Here is an 18068-nt window from a genome sequence, read left to right as displayed (position 1 = left end):
AGTTATTATTGCCCTATGCCGAAAGATATCCGACCTGTACAGATGCATACCATGGAGCAATTGCTTGCTCCGCTTGGTGTTACCAATCAGTATAAAGGCCTGCATATTATGTCGTTTAATCCGGGGGATATTGAGGTGCCTATTTTGCATCCCTTCCGGTCAGACCATTTTTTTTTAACGCTTGTTCATGAAGGTGAGCTATCAATTAATGCCAACCTTTTGGAGTACAACTTAAAAAAGAATAACATCCTGATGGTAGCGCCCAATACCGTTCGCCAGTTTCTGAATGTTTCGCCAGATTGCAGGCTTACCTCGATCATATTTACCTCGGCTTATCTATCTGCTACCAGTATCCACACAAAAAATGTGGAAGCGTTTGATTTTTTATCATCGCAGGTAAATCCGTTACTGGTTATTGATCAGGAGCCGGCCGATAATCTTATATCAATTATGAAAATCCTTGAAAGTAAAATGGATAATCGTAATGATCTGGCATTCCAGGATGAAGTTGTGCTAAGCATTTTTACCGGTTTTGTTTATGAGATAGGCGCGCTATATCAAAAGCAACAAAAAATAGCGGAAGTAAAGGGTACACGAAAGGAGGAACTGACTTTTCGGTTTCTAAAAATCCTTCCGCAGCATTTTAAGGAAGAAAGAAGCGTACAGGCTTATGCTGCCATGCTGAATATCACCCCTAAATACCTTTCGCAAACTGTAAAGGAAATAACTGGCAAAACCGCGGGCGAGTTCATTGACGAGATTGTGATCCTGGAAGCTAAAGTCGCCCTTAACGACCCCTCGTTAACCATAGCCCAGATTGCTGCTTATCTCAACTTTGCCGATCAGTTCTTTTTTAGCAAGTTTTTCAAAAAACAATGCGGTACCAGTCCCAGTAAATACCGTCAAACGCCTTTATAAGCCTATAGCCCTCCCTGGAGAAATTCTTCTCAGTCCGATCTCATTGGTGCGTAGTTACTACGCTATTCGTTATAATTTTAATTGCAAATGATAAGTATCGTTGCAACGCTGTAATTATTATTACCATTCCATTACAATGTTTTTAGTGAAAACGACTTTTTGACATATTGCGCCATCCTTTAAACATTCTGCAAAAACGATAATTAAGCCACTTTTGCCCTGTCATCAGTTGTTGATGCAGCCGGGCGTAATAGTGTGCCCGGTTAAACGCCAGGTTTGTTTATGCCGATAAGGGACACAGGTGCCGAACAATTAATTAAGGACACCGCTAAACACATTTTTTTTGCCGAGGGCCGGCTCCATGCCAATACCCAGGATATCGCCGACGCGGCCGGTGTAAGCCGCACCTTGTTAAATTACTATTTCCGCACTAAGGACGTTTTAATTGAACAGGTGTTTAAGGAAGCAATGCTTGCTTTAACAACCCGTCTCGACGCTGTTATGGCATCCGACATGCCGTTTAAAAGCAAGGTTGAAAGCTTTATAGAGTTGTTTTTAACTGAGGCCAACAATTATCCCTACCAGGAAACTTTCCTGATCACCGAGATCAATTCAAACATCTGTAAGTACACAAACGAGGCCAGGCCGCATCATATCAATAAGTTCATGGAGCAGATCGGCGCCGAAATGGAAGCAGGTAATATTGAACGGATGAACCCCATGCATTTTGTGCTGAACCTGTTTTCGCTGATGTCATACCCGCTTATCATGGGGCCCATATATAAAAAGGCCTTTAACCTGAGCAACGAAAGTTATACCTGCCTCATTAATGAGCGAAAGAAGATGATCTGTAAAATGATTTTCCAGTAAAAAATTTATCCGGTGATTAACGCAATCGTCAAACAAAATAATTTAACACACATCACAATGTCTTCAATATCAATTCACTCCAATAACTACAAGTTTATATTTATGAAAAATACAGTTCAACTGCTAACCGGCTTTGGGGTCGCCTTAATTTTATTGTCGTCATGTGGCGGCAGCCAAAACCAGGGCGGCGCCATGGCTGCGGGAGGCCCCCAGCCACCGCAAAGCTACCCGGTTTTTAAAATCAGTTTACATGACGCTACGCTAAACAACGAATACCCTGCCACACTCCAGGGGCAGCAGAATATAGAGATCCGTCCTAAAGTTGATGGTTATGTAGATAAGATCTACATTGACGAGGGCAGCGTTGTAAAAAAGGGCCAGCTGCTTTTTAAGCTCAGCGCGCCGCAATATGCCCAGGATGTAAACACCGCGACCGCGGCCATAGCCAGTGCCGAAGCTGATGTAAGCGCTGCCCAACTGCAGGTTAACAAGACCAGGCCGTTGGTTGAAAAAGATATCATCAGCCATTATGAGCTTGAATCGGCGGAGTATACATTAAAAGCCCGCAAGGCCACCCTCGCTCAGGCAAAAGCCAGTTTAGCAAACGCCGAAACCAATTTAGGTTATACGGTAATAACCAGCCCGGTTGATGGCGTGGTAGGGGCCATTCCTTATAAATTAGGTAGCCTCATCACCGGTTCAACCGCGCAGCCATTAACAACAGTATCCAATATTGGTAAAGTGTATGCCTACTTCGCGCTGAATGAAAAGCAGCTGCTTGATTTTTCGAGAACGGTAAAAGGAAAAACCATGAATGAAAAGCTGGCTAACACGCCGCCTGTTTCACTGGTATTGCCGGATGGCAGCACCTATGCCGAAAAAGGTAAAGTGGAAACCATCAGCGGTTTAATTAATACCGAAACCGGATCGGCAAGTTACCGGGCAGCATTCCCTAACCCTGTTGGCCTGATCCGCAGCGGCGGAAGTGCTACTATACAGATCCCCCAGACTGTAAAAGATGCCGTGCTAATCCCTCAAAAGGCCGCTTATGAGCTGCAGGGAAAGCATTTTGTGTATGTGGTTGACGGTAAAGGAGCGGTTAAAAATACCGAAGTGAGCGTTATGGACCTCACCACAGGCCAATATTATGTAGTTACCGAGGGCCTTAAGGCAGGTGATACCATTGTTACCGATGGCGCAGGCAGTTTAAAAGACGGTATGGTTATCAAACCGGAAGTACAGGAAAACGCCGTGGTATATAAAGATCTAAAATAATTTTCACAACACCGGCCGGATTCCTTTTTACCCGGCATCAACATAAACAATATGTTACGTACATTCATTGAAAGACCAGTATTATCTACCGTAATATCGGTAATTATAGTCATACTGGGTATCCTGGGCCTTACAACCTTGCCCATATCAGAATACCCCGATATAGCACCGCCTACCGTGCAGGTATCCGCATCATACCAGGGCGCTAATGCCGAAGTGGTAATGAAAAGTGTTATCGTACCGCTCGAAGAGCAAATTAACGGCGTGGAGAATATGACCTACATGACCTCTACTGCAAGTAATGACGGTAGCGCTGTTATCACTGTTTATTTTAAACAAGGTACCGACCCCGACCTGGCGGCGGTAAACGTGCAGAATAGGGTGTCAAAAGCCACCAGTTTGCTCCCTGCCGAGGTTACCAAGGCAGGCGTTACCACCAGTAAACGCCAAAGCAGTATGGTGATGGTATTTTCCCTGTCGAGCGATAATAAAAGCTACGACGAGAAATTTTTGCAGAACTACGCCAACATTAACGTGCTGCCGCAGATCAAGCGTATCAGCGGTGTAGGTGATGCATCCTCATTTGGCATACAGGATTATTCCATGCGTATTTGGTTAAAGCCCGATGTAATGGCCACCTACGGCCTTGTGCCCGATGACGTGAACAATGCCCTGGCCGAGCAAAATATTGAGGCCGCGCCGGGTAAAGTAGGAGAGAACGATAACCAGTCGTTCCAGTATGTATTGAAATATAAAGGCAGGCTTACCAGTGTGCCTGAGTTTGAAAACATCGTTATCCGCTCCTCAACCAAAGGTCAGCTGTTGCGCCTGAAAGATATAGCGCGGGTTGAGCTTGGCGCGCAAAGTTACGCCAATGCTACTACCATGAATGGCAAACCTGCGGTAGCTATAGCCATTTATCAAACCGCGGGTTCAAACGCGCATGAGTTAATTAAAAACTGCGAGCAGACCATTGAGGCGGCGTCGAAAACGTTCCCTGCGGGCATTAGTTATACTTCCCTTTTTAGTGTTAATGACTTTTTAGATGCTTCGATAGAAAAAGTTGTGCACACCCTGATTGAAGCATTTGTATTGGTGTTTATCGTAGTGTTCGTATTCCTTCAGGATTTCCGTTCCACGCTGATCCCGGCTATCGCGGTGCCTGTGGCTATTGTGGGTACTTTTTTCTTTCTGCAACTGTTTGGTTTTACCATTAACCTGCTTACGCTATTTGCCATGGTGCTGGCCATTGGTATTGTGGTGGATGATGCCATTGTGGTGGTTGAGGCCGTACACGCCAAGCTTGATCATGGGGCTAAATCGGCAAAAGCGGCTACAATCAGCGCCATGAATGACATCAGCGGCGCTATAGTATCCATCACTTTGGTAATGGCTGCCGTGTTTATCCCGGTAACGTTCATTACCGGTTCAACCGGGGTGTTTTATAAACAGTTTGGTTTAACGCTTGCTGTCGCGATTTTTATATCTGCAGTAAACGCTTTAACATTAAGCCCGGCATTGTGCGCGCTGTTATTGAAACCGCATCCCGAAGGCGAGCATCATAAAACAGGCCTGTTACAAAGATTTTATACAGCCTTTAATACCAGTTTTGATACAATTACCCGCAAATACAAAAAATCTGTAAGCTTTCTTGCGGCCAAAAAATGGCTCTCGATTGCCGGCATTGCGGTTTTTGGGTTGATATTTTGGTTCCTGCTAAAAACAACGCCATCGGGCTTTGTGCCTAATGAAGATCAGGGTTTTATTATTGGCGATATCTCATTGCCGCCTGCCGCGTCACTGGAGCGTACTACCGAGGTTATCGACAAGGTATCAGGTATGGTAAGGTCCCTGCCCGAAGTGGAGTCGACTATCAGGGTTGCAGGTCAAGGCATACTGAGCGGCGCGGGTGGCTCATATGGCTTAATCATGGTTAAGCTGAAACCCTGGGACAAACGCACGGCCAAAGGATCTGATGTGAACACCGTTATCGGTAAACTATTTGGCATGACAGCCGGTATTAAAGGTGCTACCGTCCTGTTCTTTGCCCCGCCAACTTTGCAAGGCTTTGGTAACAGCAGCGGTTTCGAGTTCCAGGTGCAGGACAAAACCGGCGGCGACATTGTGAAATTTGCCGAAATAAACGGCAAGTTCCTGGGCGCATTAAACCAGCGTCCGGAAATTCAATATGCGTCTACGTTTTTTAATACCAACTTCCCGCAGTTTTTGGTTGATGTTAATGTGGCTAAATGTAAGGATGCCGGTATTACTGTAAACTCGGTATTAAGCGCCTTACAGGGATATTTTGGGGGTGTTTATGCCTCCAACTTTAACGAATTTGGCAAGCAATACCGTGTAATGATCCAGGCAGATGCCGCTTACAGGGGTACCACCGGCAGCCTGAACAACATGTATGTGCGCAATGCCAATAATACGATGGCGCCCATATCTGAGTTTGTTACGCTGAAAAAGGTTTACGGCCCTGAATCAGTTAACCGTTTTAACCTGTTTACTTCTATTTCGGTAAACGGCGCTCCGAAACCGGGCTTCAGCACAGGCGATGCCATTAAAGCCATTCAGGAAGTAGGCGCAAAGACATTGCCTGCCGGTTATGGATTCGAGTTTTCGGGCCTTACCCGCGAGGAGATTGCCAGCGGCAGTCAAACTATTTTTATTTTCCTGCTGTGTTTAGTGTTTGTATACTTCTTATTAAGTGCGCAGTACGAGAGCTATATCCTGCCATTTGCTGTATTACTGTCACTGCCTATAGGTTTGGCCGGCGCGTTCATTTTCGCCAGGATTTTCGGCATCCAAAATAATATTTATTTGCAGATCACCCTCATCATGCTCATCGGCCTGTTAGCCAAAAATGCCATCCTGATAGTTGAGTTTGCGGTAGCCCGCAGGCGTAACGGCGAAAGCATTGTGCAGGCCGCTATTGATGGCTCGGTTGCCCGTTTAAGGCCTATTCTGATGACATCTTTCGCATTTATACTGGGCTTAGTCCCACTAATGATTGCATCAGGAGCAGGTGCCGAAGGTAACCGCTCAATAGGTACAGGCGCTGTAGGCGGGATGCTGATCGGTACCATATTCGGTGTGTTTGTGATCCCGGTACTGTTCATCATCTTCCAGTCGCTCCAGGAACGCGTAAGCGGTAAACCTGCCGGAAAAGAAATAGAAATTGAAACCGAAACGATAGCCTGACCGCAAAATTTTTAAGAACAATAAATAAGCAAAAAAATGATCCATTCATATAAACGGCAAATACTGGCTACGCTGGCAGCAACCGCGGTACTTGCCTCATGTGTTACAAAAAAATACCAGCAGCCGGTAGTAAATACCGATAAGTTGTATCGCGATGCCACCATCAGCGATACCACATCAATGGCCAGCATGCCGGTAAGCCAGCTATTTTCTGATACCGTACTGGTAAACCTGATCCAGGAGGGGCTACGTGAAAACCTCGATTTAAAAACTGCCGTACAGCGCATTAACGAGGCGCAGGCAACATTTAACCAAAGCAAGGCGGCATATCTGCCAAGCCTGGAAGGAAGCGGAACCGTTACGCGGGCAAAAACATCAGCAGCAAGCTTAAATTTTCCGCCTGAGTTTGCCAACTCGTTCAACCTGAAAACCACTACTTACCAGGCAGCCTTGAGTACCAGTTGGGAGGCCGATATCTGGGGTAAATTAAGCAGTTCGAAAAGAGCGGCGCTGGCATCATTGCTGCAAAGTGACGCTGCTAAAAGAGCGGTTCAAACCCAGCTCATAGCCGATATAGCAAACGCTTATTATAACCTGCTGGCGCTTGATGAGCAATTGGCTATCACTCAGCAAACCCTTACCATACGGGTAAAAGATGTAGAGACCGTAAAAGCCCTGAAGGAAGGGGCTGTTGTAAACGGAGCGGCGGTGGTACAAAGCGAAGCTAACCGTTATGCCGCCGAGGTTACCATCCCCGATCTTAAACAAAGCATCCGCGAAGCCGAGAATGCATTAAGCATTTTGCTGGCAAGGGCCCCGGGCACTATCAAACGTACAACGCTAAGCGAGCAGAAACCCGTAGCCGACCTGAAAACGGGCATCCCATCCCAGCTCTTAAAAAACCGCCCGGATGTGCAGGAAGCTGAGTTTGCCTTCAGGAGCGCGTTTGAAAATACCAACCTGGCACGTACTTATTTTTATCCGCAGCTTACCATTACCGGGCAGGCCGGTTTATCAACCCTGCAGTTGAAGAACTTTTTTGATCATTCCATATTTTACAACTTTGTTGGCGGCATTACCCAGCCCATTTTTAACAAAGGTCAAAACCGGGCGCGTTTAAGAACAGCACAAGCCCAGCAACAGGAAGCTTATTATGCTTATCAAAAATCATTACTCACGGCGGGGCAGGAGGTAACCAACGCGTTGTTCTCCTATCAAAACGCCATTGAAAAACAAGGTTCAAGGGTTAAACAGTTGCAGGCGCTCGAAAAATCGGTTGATTATACCAAGGAGTTGCTGCGTTACAGCTCGGCAACTAACTATACCGATGTTTTAACTTCAGAACAAAACTTGCTTGCTGCCCAGTTAAGCGGCGTTAACGATCATTTGCAGGAATTACAAGCCATAGTTAACCTTTACCGCGCTTTAGGGGGTGGCTGGAAATAGATGGAATTACCTCCCTGTTAATCAAGAAGCCCGGTTTGCAATTGAGCTGCCGGGCTTTTTTATAGCCAGTGGTGATTTTGACATATTTTGAAGTTGTTTAAACATTTATTATCTATGCCAACTAATTGATTTTTGTAAAACCTGTTATCATACAATCATCTAAACCAAATTGATAATTTAATTATGGTTAATTATTTATTAATGAATAAATTAAAGTAAATTTTGCTTGTGATTGAGAGGTTAAAACATGGGAAGTAAAGAACGGATATTGCGGCAAAAGGATGATACCCGCCGAAAAATACTGGACGCTGCGTTGGATATGATCAAGTGTGAGGGATGTGATGCGTTAAGTATGCGGAAACTTGCTGAGCATATCGAGTACACGGCTCCCGCTATTTACGAATATTTTGAAAGCAAGGAAGCTTTGTACACCGAGCTTGCCCGCAAGGGACACCTGAAACTGGCAGCTATGGTGAAGTTGGCAAAAGAGGCACATACAGACGCCATTGAACAGATGGAGGCTATGTGGTTGGCTTACTGGAACTTTGCGATTGCCTATAAGGAGCTTTACCAGTTGATGTTTGCCGTTGGTACAGGTTGCAGCCCGGTAGAAAACCGGATAGCGGAAGCATTGGTTTTTCCGGAGATGGTTTCTGAAGTGATCCGTACGCTATACGCGCCCCGCGAAGTAAGTGACGAAGAGGTTCAAAAAAGATATTACACCTACTGGGCCGTAATTCACGGGTTGATAGCCATTAACATGATCCAGCTCACACGGGATGAAAAAATGAACCAGGAGATCCTGATCGGCGCTATAAGAGGGATCACCGCGTTGATAACTACCTAAGCTATGATTGATAAGGAGCGGGTTTTAAACGGGAGCGAAGCGCTTTTTCTTGAAGCGGGAATAAAAAGCGTTACTATGGATGATATTGCCCGGCATTTGGGGATCTCCAAAAAAACAATTTACCAGCATTTCAGGGACAAAAACGAGCTTGTTACCGCCCTTGTAAAAAAGCGGCTGGCCGATGATGAGGCAATGCTTTGCTCAATTATTAGTGACGCGGGTAATATGATGGATGAGATGGTTGAGCTCACCAAATGTACAGGGGAGATCTTTTCGAGGGTAAACCCTGCTGTCTTGTTCGATCTGCAAAAGTACCATCATGAAGGCTGGATGTTATACCTGAAATTTAAAACAGGCTTCATGGTAAATATTATCGGGAAGCTTTTAAAAAAGGGCATCGATCAAGGGTATGTCCGTCCCGAAATTGATACCAGAATAATTGCCATTATGCGGGTTAACCAGATTGAACTTGGTTTTAACGCCTCCATATACCCGCATGCCGAATTTAATTTATGGGATGTTCAGCTGCAGCTTTTAAACCATTTTAACTATGGCGTGTGTACGCTCAAGGGTATCGCCGTTTTAAATAATCCCAACTGAGGGTTAGCGTTGAGGCCTTATAGTCCGGATACCATTTTCGCCAGCAACAATTGCCCTGCCGGCCATTTGGTAAAATAAAGAGTGTTCAACAACACCTGGTATCATTTTAACCAGGGTATTTAATTTAACCGGTTCGGGCAGTTCAGTAAATTGTACATCGATCAGCATATTGCCATTATCAGATATCAACGCACCATCTTTTTGTGTGCTCATACGCTGGGTAAGTGTAGCCTGGGGAAATAGGGTTGCCAGTTTTGCCAGTACAATTTGTAAAGCCTGGGGTAATATCTCTATAACCAGGGGATATGTAGCGTTAAGTTGGGCAGAGAATTTTCCCTCATCGCCCAGCAAAATAAATTCCTGCGCCATTGAGGCAAGGATCTTTTCGGTAGTATGGATGCCGCCGCCGCTTTTCAGGGCGTTTAGCTCGCTGTCAAACTGGTCGCAGCCATCAAAATAGATATCGAGTTTATTAAGCAACGCAGGCGACTGAATGCGCAAACCGTATGTGCTTAGCAGTTGAGTTGTTTTGAATGATGATGAGGTAAATATTAAGGAAGCCGCAAGCTTACGATCCTGGGCTAACATATTAACCAAATGAGCTATGGTGCTCCCGGCTCCCAAACCAATAATTTGATTGGGGGTAATCAAGGTTAAAGCGGCTTTAGCTGCTTCCAGTTTATAATCCGTCATGGCGCTAAGATACAGCACCTGCCGCTAATAACCTTTGTTAATTTACTCTTTTAGTCGTCTATGCCCTCCCACAACTGACTATGTGCTGTTGATATGATATGCTTTTTCATGTTATTGTTTATTTAATGATTTTAACCTTCTTTAATAATGAAGACGAATCAAAACCGGGAACATTTTAAAACAGCATAAATTTTTTGTAATCGGTTAGGATGGTATTATCGCATATCAAAATACACCACGTAAGTGTTAAAACCTGGTTATAAAAACAGCGTTAGCAGATGTGACGCTAATTTTGCCCTCAGTATTTTTAAAGAATTGTTTACCTGCTTTCTAACAGTTAAGGGGCTTATCTCCAATATTTCGGCAATTTCGTTGTGCGACAGGTTTGAATCCCTGCTTAATTCAAATATCAGTTTCATTTTTGGAGGTAAAGAGCTCACTTCGGCCTTAATCAGGGCTATAAGCTCTTTATTTCTTAAATTTTCATCCGTTGTAGATTCGCAGGTTTCCTCAAAATTAATTAATGAGGTAATGTAATTGGCTTTTACTTTCTCGTGCTTAAAAACATTTAAAACCTTGTTCCGTACAGCGGTACATAAATAAGCCTGTAAACTGCCTTTAATATCAATTGATGTTCTTTGGTCCCATAAATGGATAAAAAGCTCCTGTAAAAGATCTTTAACAGTATCCCTGTCCGGCAATCTTTTATACGCATGCTGATATAACGCTCCGTAATAGCGCGAATGAATCGCCGTAAAAGCAGATATGTCATCTTGCCTTAACAGCGTTATCAAATCGTCGTCACTATATTTACCGTACAAAGCCATTAAAGTTTACATTGATTATAAATTTGCAAAGCGATATTTATTGATTGATGACCATTAAGGCCCGGGATAAACGAATCGCCTGAAACCGGGTCCCTGTTTATCTAATCGTATAATTGTTGTTACAAATTAAGAGGACTGGAGTGATTTTAAGCGCTAAAGTTCTACGCAACCGTTTGCGTTAATTTGGGCGAATCAGCTTTAACAAAAAGGTTCTTGCCCTCAATGCAAGCGCTATGTCGCTTTAATCAGCTGATTAAGAGCGCTATTTTTAACTGATTGGTAAAGATTTTACCGTCGGGGTAATTAATGCAGGCTTTCAATAACAACACTTCGCGCTTATAAAACTCAAAAAACATATTTATAAGCCTTGTTGCGATAAACAAACGTTTGCGTTGAATTTATTTGTGATAAATTCTTATATCCGAAAGCATTAACGATCTTGATCCGGCGACTTGAAATAGCTGAATATAAGCCAGGTGTTCAATAAGCTTTCTTACAATAATAGCAGGTGATACCTTCCCCCAATCTATGATCTGGTAAATTATTTTCAATTTTTTTATTTTCATCTACTCCCTCCCCCCGGTTGTAGTTGTATATGGGGTAATAAGGATGATATATCCTTTAACGATTATGCAACCACAAGACATCGAAGATTTAATAGAACGGTATAACAGCGGCATGACTACTCCGGCAGAGAATGCTTTGGTTGAAAGCTGGTATTTAAAATACAAGCACAGCGATCCTTATTTGTCGCAGGAGCAATTGGAAGAAGATCAGAAAGAGAGCCTTCATAATCTGCTGAATGAAATACAGGGAAGAACAAAAAGGATACAATTATCGCGTTGGGCAATAGCTGCTTCAATACTTTTTTTTATGGCTGTGGGGGGATACTTTTTTACCATTAATAATAATTCCCGCCGGCAAATAGCTGCAATTAAGCCTCAGAAACAGGATGTAGCCCCCGGCGGAAACAAAGCCATATTAACATTAGGGGATGGGAGTACCATTGTATTAAATGGTGCAAAGATTGGAAAACTCGCACGTCAGGGTAACATCGTTATAAAAAAAGCCGCCGATGGCCAAATTAGTTATAAGGATGTTGTTGTGGACTTCCATCCGTCAAAGAACATTATATACAACACCGCAGCTACGCCGCAAGGCGGGCAGTATCAATTTATTTTGGCCGATGGTACTAAAGTATGGTTAAACGCATCGTCATCAATAAAATACCCGGTAGTTTTTAATGGTAACGAACGTAGGGTAGAACTTACCGGCGAGGCCTATTTTGAAGTTGCACACAATACCAAAAAGCCCTTCAAAGTTATTTCAAACGGGCAAACCGTAGAAGTATTAGGAACCCATTTCAACATCAATGCTTACAATGATGAGCAAGCTGTTAAAACTACCCTGCTCGAAGGCAGTGTAAAAGTATCAGCCGGGAAAGTGAGTAATATCATTAAACCTGGGCAGCAGGCAAGGTTTGACCACGGCCTGATCGATGTTATGAATGTAGATGCGGATGAAGTGGTGGCCTGGAAAAATGGATTTTTCTTTTTTGAAGACAATAATATTCAGGAAGTAATGCGGCAGCTTTCGCGCTGGTATGGTGTGGAGATCAAATATGAAGGACAATTACCCTCACGGCGTTTTTCGGGCGAAATTTCCAGGAACGTCAATCTGTCACAAATACTGGATATTCTGAGCTTTAAGCAAATACATTACAAAATAGATGGGAAAACAATTATTGTAATGAATTAACACCTGTAATTAACCAATTATTCACCTCAAAATAAAAGGAACCATATGGAAAAATAAATACACACCCGGCCTTCAAAAATTTAGGCCCATCCCCATAAGGTTAACTCAAAAAAAAACGCATCCCGAGGGCAATCGGAATGCGGTTAAATATTGAGTTAACCCTCCCCGCAAAACGGGAATATGTTTAGTGTCTCTAACTATCTGTTAACCCAACTCAACAAAAGTATGAAATTAAATGCTTTTTTAATGGCCATGCGTTGTCCGTGGCCGCGCAAAATGTTATTAGTTATGAAATTGACTACCTTGATCATGTTAGTTGCCCTTCTTGAATGTAGTGCAAAAGTGTATAGTCAAAAAATTAACCTGGATGAAACAAATTCCTCACTGAAAAAAGTACTTAACCAGATAAATAAACAAACAGGATATGTGTTTTTTTATGATTCAAAAGATGTACAAAATAAAAGTGTAACCATTCATCTGAAAGATGCCTCAATAGACGAGGCATTAAAGGAATGCCTTAAAAATCAGTCCTTAACTTATAAAAAGGTTAATAACAACATTGTTCTCCAGCAAATTGAAAAGGCTGTTGATAATGTGGTTACCAGCTTAAATGTAAGCCCGGTTAAGATAAGCGGGCAGGTATTTGATAACAAAAATATACCGCTGGCCGGCGTGACTATTTCAGTAAAGGGAAGTCAAGCCATCACAATATCCGACGCCAATGGTAAATTCAACATAGAGGTTCCGGATGGGAACGCAACACTTGTTTTTTCATTTGTTGGCTATGTGAAAAAAGAATTGCAGGTTACTCCCGGTACACCTATGCTGGTAAAGATGGAAGCCGATGTAAGCGGGCTTAGCGAAATAGTTGTGGTTGCCTATGGTACACAGAAAAAAGAAAACCTGACAGGTGCAATAGGCGTAATTAAATCATCTGCACTTGAAAACCGCCCTACATCTTCCCCAGCCAATTTGTTGCAAGGCCTGTCACCGGGCGTTACCGTTACTACGCAAGGTAGTTATCCCGGCGCAAGCGCTAATATTAAAATCAGGGAATCCTCCACCTGGCAGGGTGGAACAGACCCGCTATACGTGATAGACGGTTTTGTAAGGGATGCAACAACATTTGCCACCATTAACCCGGCCGATATCGATAACATCAGTATCCTGAAAGATGCCGCGTCAACCGCGATTTATGGTATCAGGGGCGGTAACGGTGTTGTTTTGATTACAACAAAACATGGCGTAGCTAATAAGACCTTTATATCCTACAATGCATCATATACAATGAATAACCGTGAAATTACACCACGGAGAATGAACGCTTTTGACGCTTATACTTTTGCCAATGAGGCATTTGCCCAAAAAGGTTTGCCGGCAAACGATCCCAGCTATTATACACCTGATGAATTGGATTATTTCAAAACACATTCATACGATTGGTTAAAAGATACCTGGCGTAATCCCTGGAATACTTCACATAACTTAGCCGTAAGCGGTGGTTCGCAAGCAGCCAGGTACTACATCTCGGCAGGTTATTTCCAACAGGAAGGGGCAACCTCAAATTCCTTCCGTAAATATAATTTAACAGCAAAAATAGATGGACAAATCTCCGAGCGATGGAGCTATAATTTAAATATCCAAAGCGAATGGAATAACGGCAGCCGTCCATTCTGGGCCTATGATTATGGGGATTTCAATTTGTCGAACATGTACAACAGGTTGTTAATGGTAAATCCCGGCCGGCCCTCTTTTATTAATGGCCTTCCCGTTGGCAACTTTGATAATACCAATACCGCCAACCTGGCAAAGGGAAATGGTGGCTACACCAAGCCGTCGGGTAACAATATCACCCCGGTTTTTCAACTGAAATATGAGATCCCCGGCATAACCGGACTATCAGCAAAGGGTACTTTCGCTTACAATACCACCAATAATTACACCAAAGCATGGCGTAATGCACCTTACATTTATTATTTCCAAACCGGTGGCGACCATAACCACATCGTTACCGATAAATTGGATTTAACACGATCAGGAGGCTATCAGATATTAGACCAAGCCCAGATTTCCGGAATTGGTGCACCTACAGAATTGCAGGAGTCATATTCGCAGTCATCTAATTACCAACTGGATTTGATGTTGAATTATGACCGATCTTTTGGCCGTCATAATATCAGCGCGTTTGCCGGCTATGAACAATCGGCATACCGGGGCCATTATTCAACCATTTGGGACGATAATTATAGTAACCCTAACTATCAGCAAATTAATGGTGGATCAACCAATAGTACCGACTGGTACATCAGGGGCGATCAGAACCAGCCTACAGGCTTCGCTTCCTATTTTGGCAGGGTCGATTACAATTACGCCTCAAAATATTTGCTTGGCTTTACCATGAGGGCCGACGGTTCTTATATTTTTCCGTCAAATAAGCGTTGGGGATATTTCCCGGCCGTTTCAGCAGGCTGGAATATCGCCAATGAAAACTTCTTTGCAAATTATACTAAAGTCCTTGATGTTTTGAAGCTGCGTTTTTCTTACGGTATAACCGGTACAGATAATACCGCTCCATGGCAGTGGCAACAAACCTACAACTTTAACGCAAACTCAGGTATTTATATAGGATCCGGGCTTCCGCCTTCAACAACGTTGGGTTCAACTATCAACCCCAACATCACATGGGAAAAAAATCATAATTATAACCTGGGGTTAGACTTTGGCATGCCAAAAAGAATCCTTACCGGAACTGTTGATTTATGGTACAAAAAAACCACCGATATTCTCGGCGCACGTGTAGCATCGGTCCCAAGTACTGTTGGAGCAAGCTTGCCTGCAGTTAATTATGGAATAGCATCGGCACGGGGTGTTGAGCTATCTCTTAGCCACGAACGGCACATCAATGACTTTTTCTATCGTGTGTCTGGCAACTGGTCATATTCTGCCAACAAATATCTGAAGGTTGACCAGGCTGCATCGGTTCGTGGTTACCAGAACCTGATCGGACAACCAATTAACGGGGTTATATGGGGGTATGTATCCGACGGAATTATCAGAACGCAGCAGGATGTAGATAATATCTTAAAAGCCAACGGCCCTAATTTCACCATATTTGGCAGCAAGCCACAGCCCGGAATGTTGATGTACAAGGACATCAGGGGCCCGCTGGGTACCGATTCGCCTGATGGGAAAATTGATGGGAACGACCAGCAAATCATTTCAAAAAACGGCATACCGCGTGTTAATTATGGCTTCAACTTCACATTTGGCTGGAAGGGGCTTAACCTCACCGCAGTATTTGCCGGTTTGGGTCGCTACGATATTATGCCTACCGATGTTTACTACAGGCGGCCTTTGCCTGGTAATGATAACTTAACCATCTGGAAAAATGCATGGACACCGCAAACAGCCTCTACCGCTACCATGCCAAGCCCTATTATGACCGACTGGCAAGGCACAAGCAATAGCGAGGTGTCATCTACATTCTGGTTAAAAAATGGCGCTTTCCTGCGGTTAAAGTCCTTAATTGTTGACTACAGTTTGCCGGCAAGCTTGTTGGCGAAAATAAAAGTTAAAGCTGTGAAAGTTTATTTCAGCGGCGAAAACCTGTATCAATGGAACCATGTAAGCGATTGGGACCCTGAACTGGGCGGCGATTTCAGAATGTACCCGGTATTAAGAGGGTTTACCTGCGGGCTTAATGTAACACTTTAAACATTAAATTATTAGATCATGAAACTTAAATTCAATATACTATTCGTTTTATTGGGGATGATTGCTTTAACAATATCCTGTAAAAAGGTATTTGATGTTGATCATCCGGGAGGCCCAATTACGCCGGAGCAGGAATGGGGCAGTCCTGATTTTGTAAAAGGATATGTAACCGACTTCTATAATATTTTACCTTCCTGGAACAGGAACGAAGAACTGGCCGGCGAGGCTTATTCTGGCGGCAGTGGCGGCAATGGGCTTAACTCTTTTCTTAAAGGCACCTATACAAGCCAAAGCGGTTATCCCGACAGGGTTTGGGACTGGGGAAGGGTAAGGTCTATCAATAACTTTTTTGCGAATATTGATAAAAGTAAATCTGCTCTATCTGATGCTGATTATAAAAGCCTGAAAGGCCAGGCATACTTCTTCCGCGCATATTTATACTACAGGATGGTAAAGGTATTAGGAGGAGTGCCGATCATTACCGCGGTTCAGGACCCAACAGCCGATATAAATACTTTACTGGTAAAAAGAAATTCGTCACTTGAATGTTTTGATTTTATTGGCAAACAGTTGGATAGCGCAATTAATTTATTGCCGGCCACCTGGGGTTCAAATGATATTGGCCGGGTTACCAAAGGCGCTGCTATGGCGGTAAAAGGCGAAGCCCTGTTATTAAAAGCAAGTCCTCTGTTTTGCAAAACACCTAATGCCACTTATTGGAATGATGCTTATAGTGCCTTACTGGCCGCTAAAACTGAGTTAGATGCTGATGGTTATGGCTTATATACCGATAATACTGCAAAACCAAATGAGAACATGTGGTATGATAAGGCAGGGGCTGCTAAGGAAATGGTTTTGAGCTTACGTTACCATTATCCCGAAAAAACAAATGGCTTTCAACAAGGGCAAAGGCCTTTAACTGAAACCTCTGGCGCTGCAGGCTCCTGCGATCCAACCTGGGAGATGGTGCAGGCTTATCCCATGAAAAATGGTCTCCCAATTTCCGACCCGGCTTCGGGATATGACCCTACAGAGTTTTGGAAGGACAGGGATCCGCGCTTCTATCAAACAATTGTATATAATGGCGCCAGGTACGACTTTGCGGATATTACACCACGTGTGCAATGGATTTTTAACACGATAGCCGGCGATGATGCGTACAAAGCTACACCCAATTATAATATCACGGGTTTTTATTGCCGTAAGGGGATTGATACCACATTGGGTTCAAGCGTTTGGAACCGCCAGGCTTTTGATTGGCCTATCATCAGGTATGCTGAGGTTTTACTTAACCTTGCCGAGGCTGCTAATGAAGTTCAGCACCCGGCTGAATCGAGGGCTTATATTATTCAAATCCGCCAAAGGGCCCATGTAACAGCAGGAGCAGGAAATTATGGATTGGCTGCCTCGGTTGGTTCTGATTATCAGGCCACGTTGAACGCTGTTATGACCGAACGGGCAATAGAGTTTGCTTTTGAAGGAAAGCGATTTTGGGATTTAAGGCGCAGGCGGATGTTTAGTGTACTGAATAACATGGGTACGCTGCATGCTTACGGGCCGTACTTTAACAGCGCGGCTGCATCCTCTCAATATGGTATTGATATTACGCAAAGTAATAGCGGGATTGCGGCACAGCTTTCTAACCTGATAGTAAATTCACCGGCATCGTTTGATCGTAACGCTTTTCTTAAGGCTATTACCAATTACAGGTATGAGCCGATAGATCCTGGTGCCACCAGTCAAATCAATATACCCGATGCCTATTATTTCGGTCCTATTGATCCGCAGTATATTTTACAAAACAAAAATCTGCAGCAAAATATAGGATGGGATGGCGGAACATTTAATCCGGTGATACAATAGGTGCCGAATGTGTTTTATTTTTTAAGTGTACTTCCGGTAATGAGACTACC

Annotated in this window: 12 protein-coding genes; 10 read left to right on the top strand and 2 right to left on the bottom strand. The window is 43.7% G+C overall.

Translation table 11 applies throughout. The features are described from left to right. The first annotated feature begins 15 nt into the window (after window positions 1–15). The 7 genes from FHW88_RS18155 to FHW88_RS18125 all read left to right on the top strand — a co-directional run bounded on the left by FHW88_RS18155 (window position 16) and on the right by FHW88_RS18125 (window position 9163). Window positions 16–918 carry a helix-turn-helix domain-containing protein gene (locus tag FHW88_RS18155; RefSeq protein ID WP_175489984.1) on the top strand — a complete coding sequence of 301 codons (903 nt, stop codon included), beginning with the start codon at window positions 16–18 and terminating at the stop codon, window positions 916–918. Window positions 919–1200: 282 nt separating this feature from the next. Further along, window positions 1201–1788: a TetR/AcrR family transcriptional regulator gene (locus FHW88_RS18150; RefSeq protein ID WP_090527190.1), complete on the top strand. Its 588-nt coding sequence runs from the start codon at window positions 1201–1203 to the stop codon at window positions 1786–1788. 102 nt (window positions 1789–1890) lie between these two features. Then, the gene (locus tag FHW88_RS18145) at window positions 1891–3063 is read left to right on the top strand and encodes an efflux RND transporter periplasmic adaptor subunit (RefSeq protein ID WP_176627412.1); all 1173 of its coding nucleotides are present in this window, start codon (window positions 1891–1893) and stop codon (window positions 3061–3063) included. Window positions 3064–3114: 51 nt separating this feature from the next. Next, complete coding sequence (locus tag FHW88_RS18140) at window positions 3115–6270, top strand: efflux RND transporter permease subunit (RefSeq protein ID WP_176627411.1); 3156 nt, start codon at window positions 3115–3117, stop codon at window positions 6268–6270. 36 nt (window positions 6271–6306) lie between these two features. Next, window positions 6307–7716, top strand: a complete 1410-nt coding sequence (locus tag FHW88_RS18135) for an efflux transporter outer membrane subunit (RefSeq protein WP_176627410.1) — start codon at window positions 6307–6309, stop codon at window positions 7714–7716. A 247-nt stretch (window positions 7717–7963) separates the two neighbouring features. Further along, window positions 7964–8563, top strand: a complete 600-nt coding sequence (locus FHW88_RS18130; RefSeq protein WP_090527202.1) for a TetR/AcrR family transcriptional regulator — start codon at window positions 7964–7966, stop codon at window positions 8561–8563. A gap of 3 nt (window positions 8564–8566) precedes the next feature. Next, the gene (locus FHW88_RS18125; protein WP_176627409.1) at window positions 8567–9163 is read left to right on the top strand and encodes a TetR/AcrR family transcriptional regulator; all 597 of its coding nucleotides are present in this window, start codon (window positions 8567–8569) and stop codon (window positions 9161–9163) included. Window positions 9164–9166: 3 nt separating this feature from the next. On the opposite strand, the gene rpiA is transcribed toward FHW88_RS18125, so the two are convergent. Next, entirely contained in the window at window positions 9167–9856 is a 690-nt protein-coding gene (rpiA, locus tag FHW88_RS18120) for a ribose 5-phosphate isomerase A (protein WP_176627408.1), read from the bottom strand. Between the two features lie 257 nt (window positions 9857–10113). Further along, window positions 10114–10683: an RNA polymerase sigma-70 factor gene (locus FHW88_RS18115; protein WP_090527209.1), complete on the bottom strand. Its 570-nt coding sequence runs from the start codon at window positions 10681–10683 to the stop codon at window positions 10114–10116. 630 nt (window positions 10684–11313) lie between these two features. On the opposite strand from FHW88_RS18115, the gene FHW88_RS18110 reads away from it, so the two are divergent. From FHW88_RS18110 to FHW88_RS18100, 3 genes are all read left to right on the top strand, one after another. Next, window positions 11314–12441, top strand: a complete 1128-nt coding sequence (locus FHW88_RS18110) for a FecR family protein (protein WP_176627407.1) — start codon at window positions 11314–11316, stop codon at window positions 12439–12441. 288 nt (window positions 12442–12729) lie between these two features. Further along, on the top strand, window positions 12730–16155 hold the full coding sequence (locus FHW88_RS18105; RefSeq protein ID WP_176627406.1) for a SusC/RagA family TonB-linked outer membrane protein: 3426 nt from the start codon (window positions 12730–12732) through the stop codon (window positions 16153–16155). 18 nt (window positions 16156–16173) lie between these two features. Continuing rightward, window positions 16174–18018 (top strand): RagB/SusD family nutrient uptake outer membrane protein, encoded by a 1845-nt coding sequence (locus FHW88_RS18100; RefSeq protein ID WP_176627405.1) that lies wholly within the window; start codon window positions 16174–16176, stop codon window positions 18016–18018. Window positions 18019–18068 lie beyond the last annotated feature (50 nt).

The organism is Mucilaginibacter sp. SG538B, assembly GCF_013376065.1.
GTDB lineage: Bacteria > Bacteroidota > Bacteroidia > Sphingobacteriales > Sphingobacteriaceae > Mucilaginibacter > Mucilaginibacter rubeus.
The sequence above is the reverse complement of the archived record's forward strand: the minus strand, read 5'-3'. Positions and strand labels throughout refer to the sequence as shown.

Bases quoted from the DNA above. Each gene is read 5' to 3' on its own strand.
- FHW88_RS18135 (WP_176627410.1), top strand. From the start codon at position 6,307: ATGATCCATTCATATAAACGGCAAATACTGGCTACGCTGGCAGCAACC.
- FHW88_RS18125 (WP_176627409.1), top strand. From the start codon at position 8,567: ATGATTGATAAGGAGCGGGTTTTAAACGGGAGCGAAGCGCTTTTTCTT.
- FHW88_RS18100 (WP_176627405.1), top strand. From the start codon at position 16,174: ATGAAACTTAAATTCAATATACTATTCGTTTTATTGGGGATGATTGCT.
- FHW88_RS18110 (WP_176627407.1), top strand. From the start codon at position 11,314: ATGCAACCACAAGACATCGAAGATTTAATAGAACGGTATAACAGCGGC.
- FHW88_RS18130 (WP_090527202.1), top strand. From the start codon at position 7,964: ATGGGAAGTAAAGAACGGATATTGCGGCAAAAGGATGATACCCGCCGA.
- FHW88_RS18115 (WP_090527209.1), bottom strand. From the start codon at position 10,683: ATGGCTTTGTACGGTAAATATAGTGACGACGATTTGATAACGCTGTTA.
- FHW88_RS18140 (WP_176627411.1), top strand. From the start codon at position 3,115: ATGTTACGTACATTCATTGAAAGACCAGTATTATCTACCGTAATATCG.
- rpiA (WP_176627408.1), bottom strand. From the start codon at position 9,856: ATGACGGATTATAAACTGGAAGCAGCTAAAGCCGCTTTAACCTTGATT.
- FHW88_RS18105 (WP_176627406.1), top strand. From the start codon at position 12,730: ATGAAATTGACTACCTTGATCATGTTAGTTGCCCTTCTTGAATGTAGT.
- FHW88_RS18155 (WP_175489984.1), top strand. From the start codon at position 16: ATGCCGAAAGATATCCGACCTGTACAGATGCATACCATGGAGCAATTG.
- FHW88_RS18150 (WP_090527190.1), top strand. From the start codon at position 1,201: ATGCCGATAAGGGACACAGGTGCCGAACAATTAATTAAGGACACCGCT.
- FHW88_RS18145 (WP_176627412.1), top strand. From the start codon at position 1,891: ATGAAAAATACAGTTCAACTGCTAACCGGCTTTGGGGTCGCCTTAATT.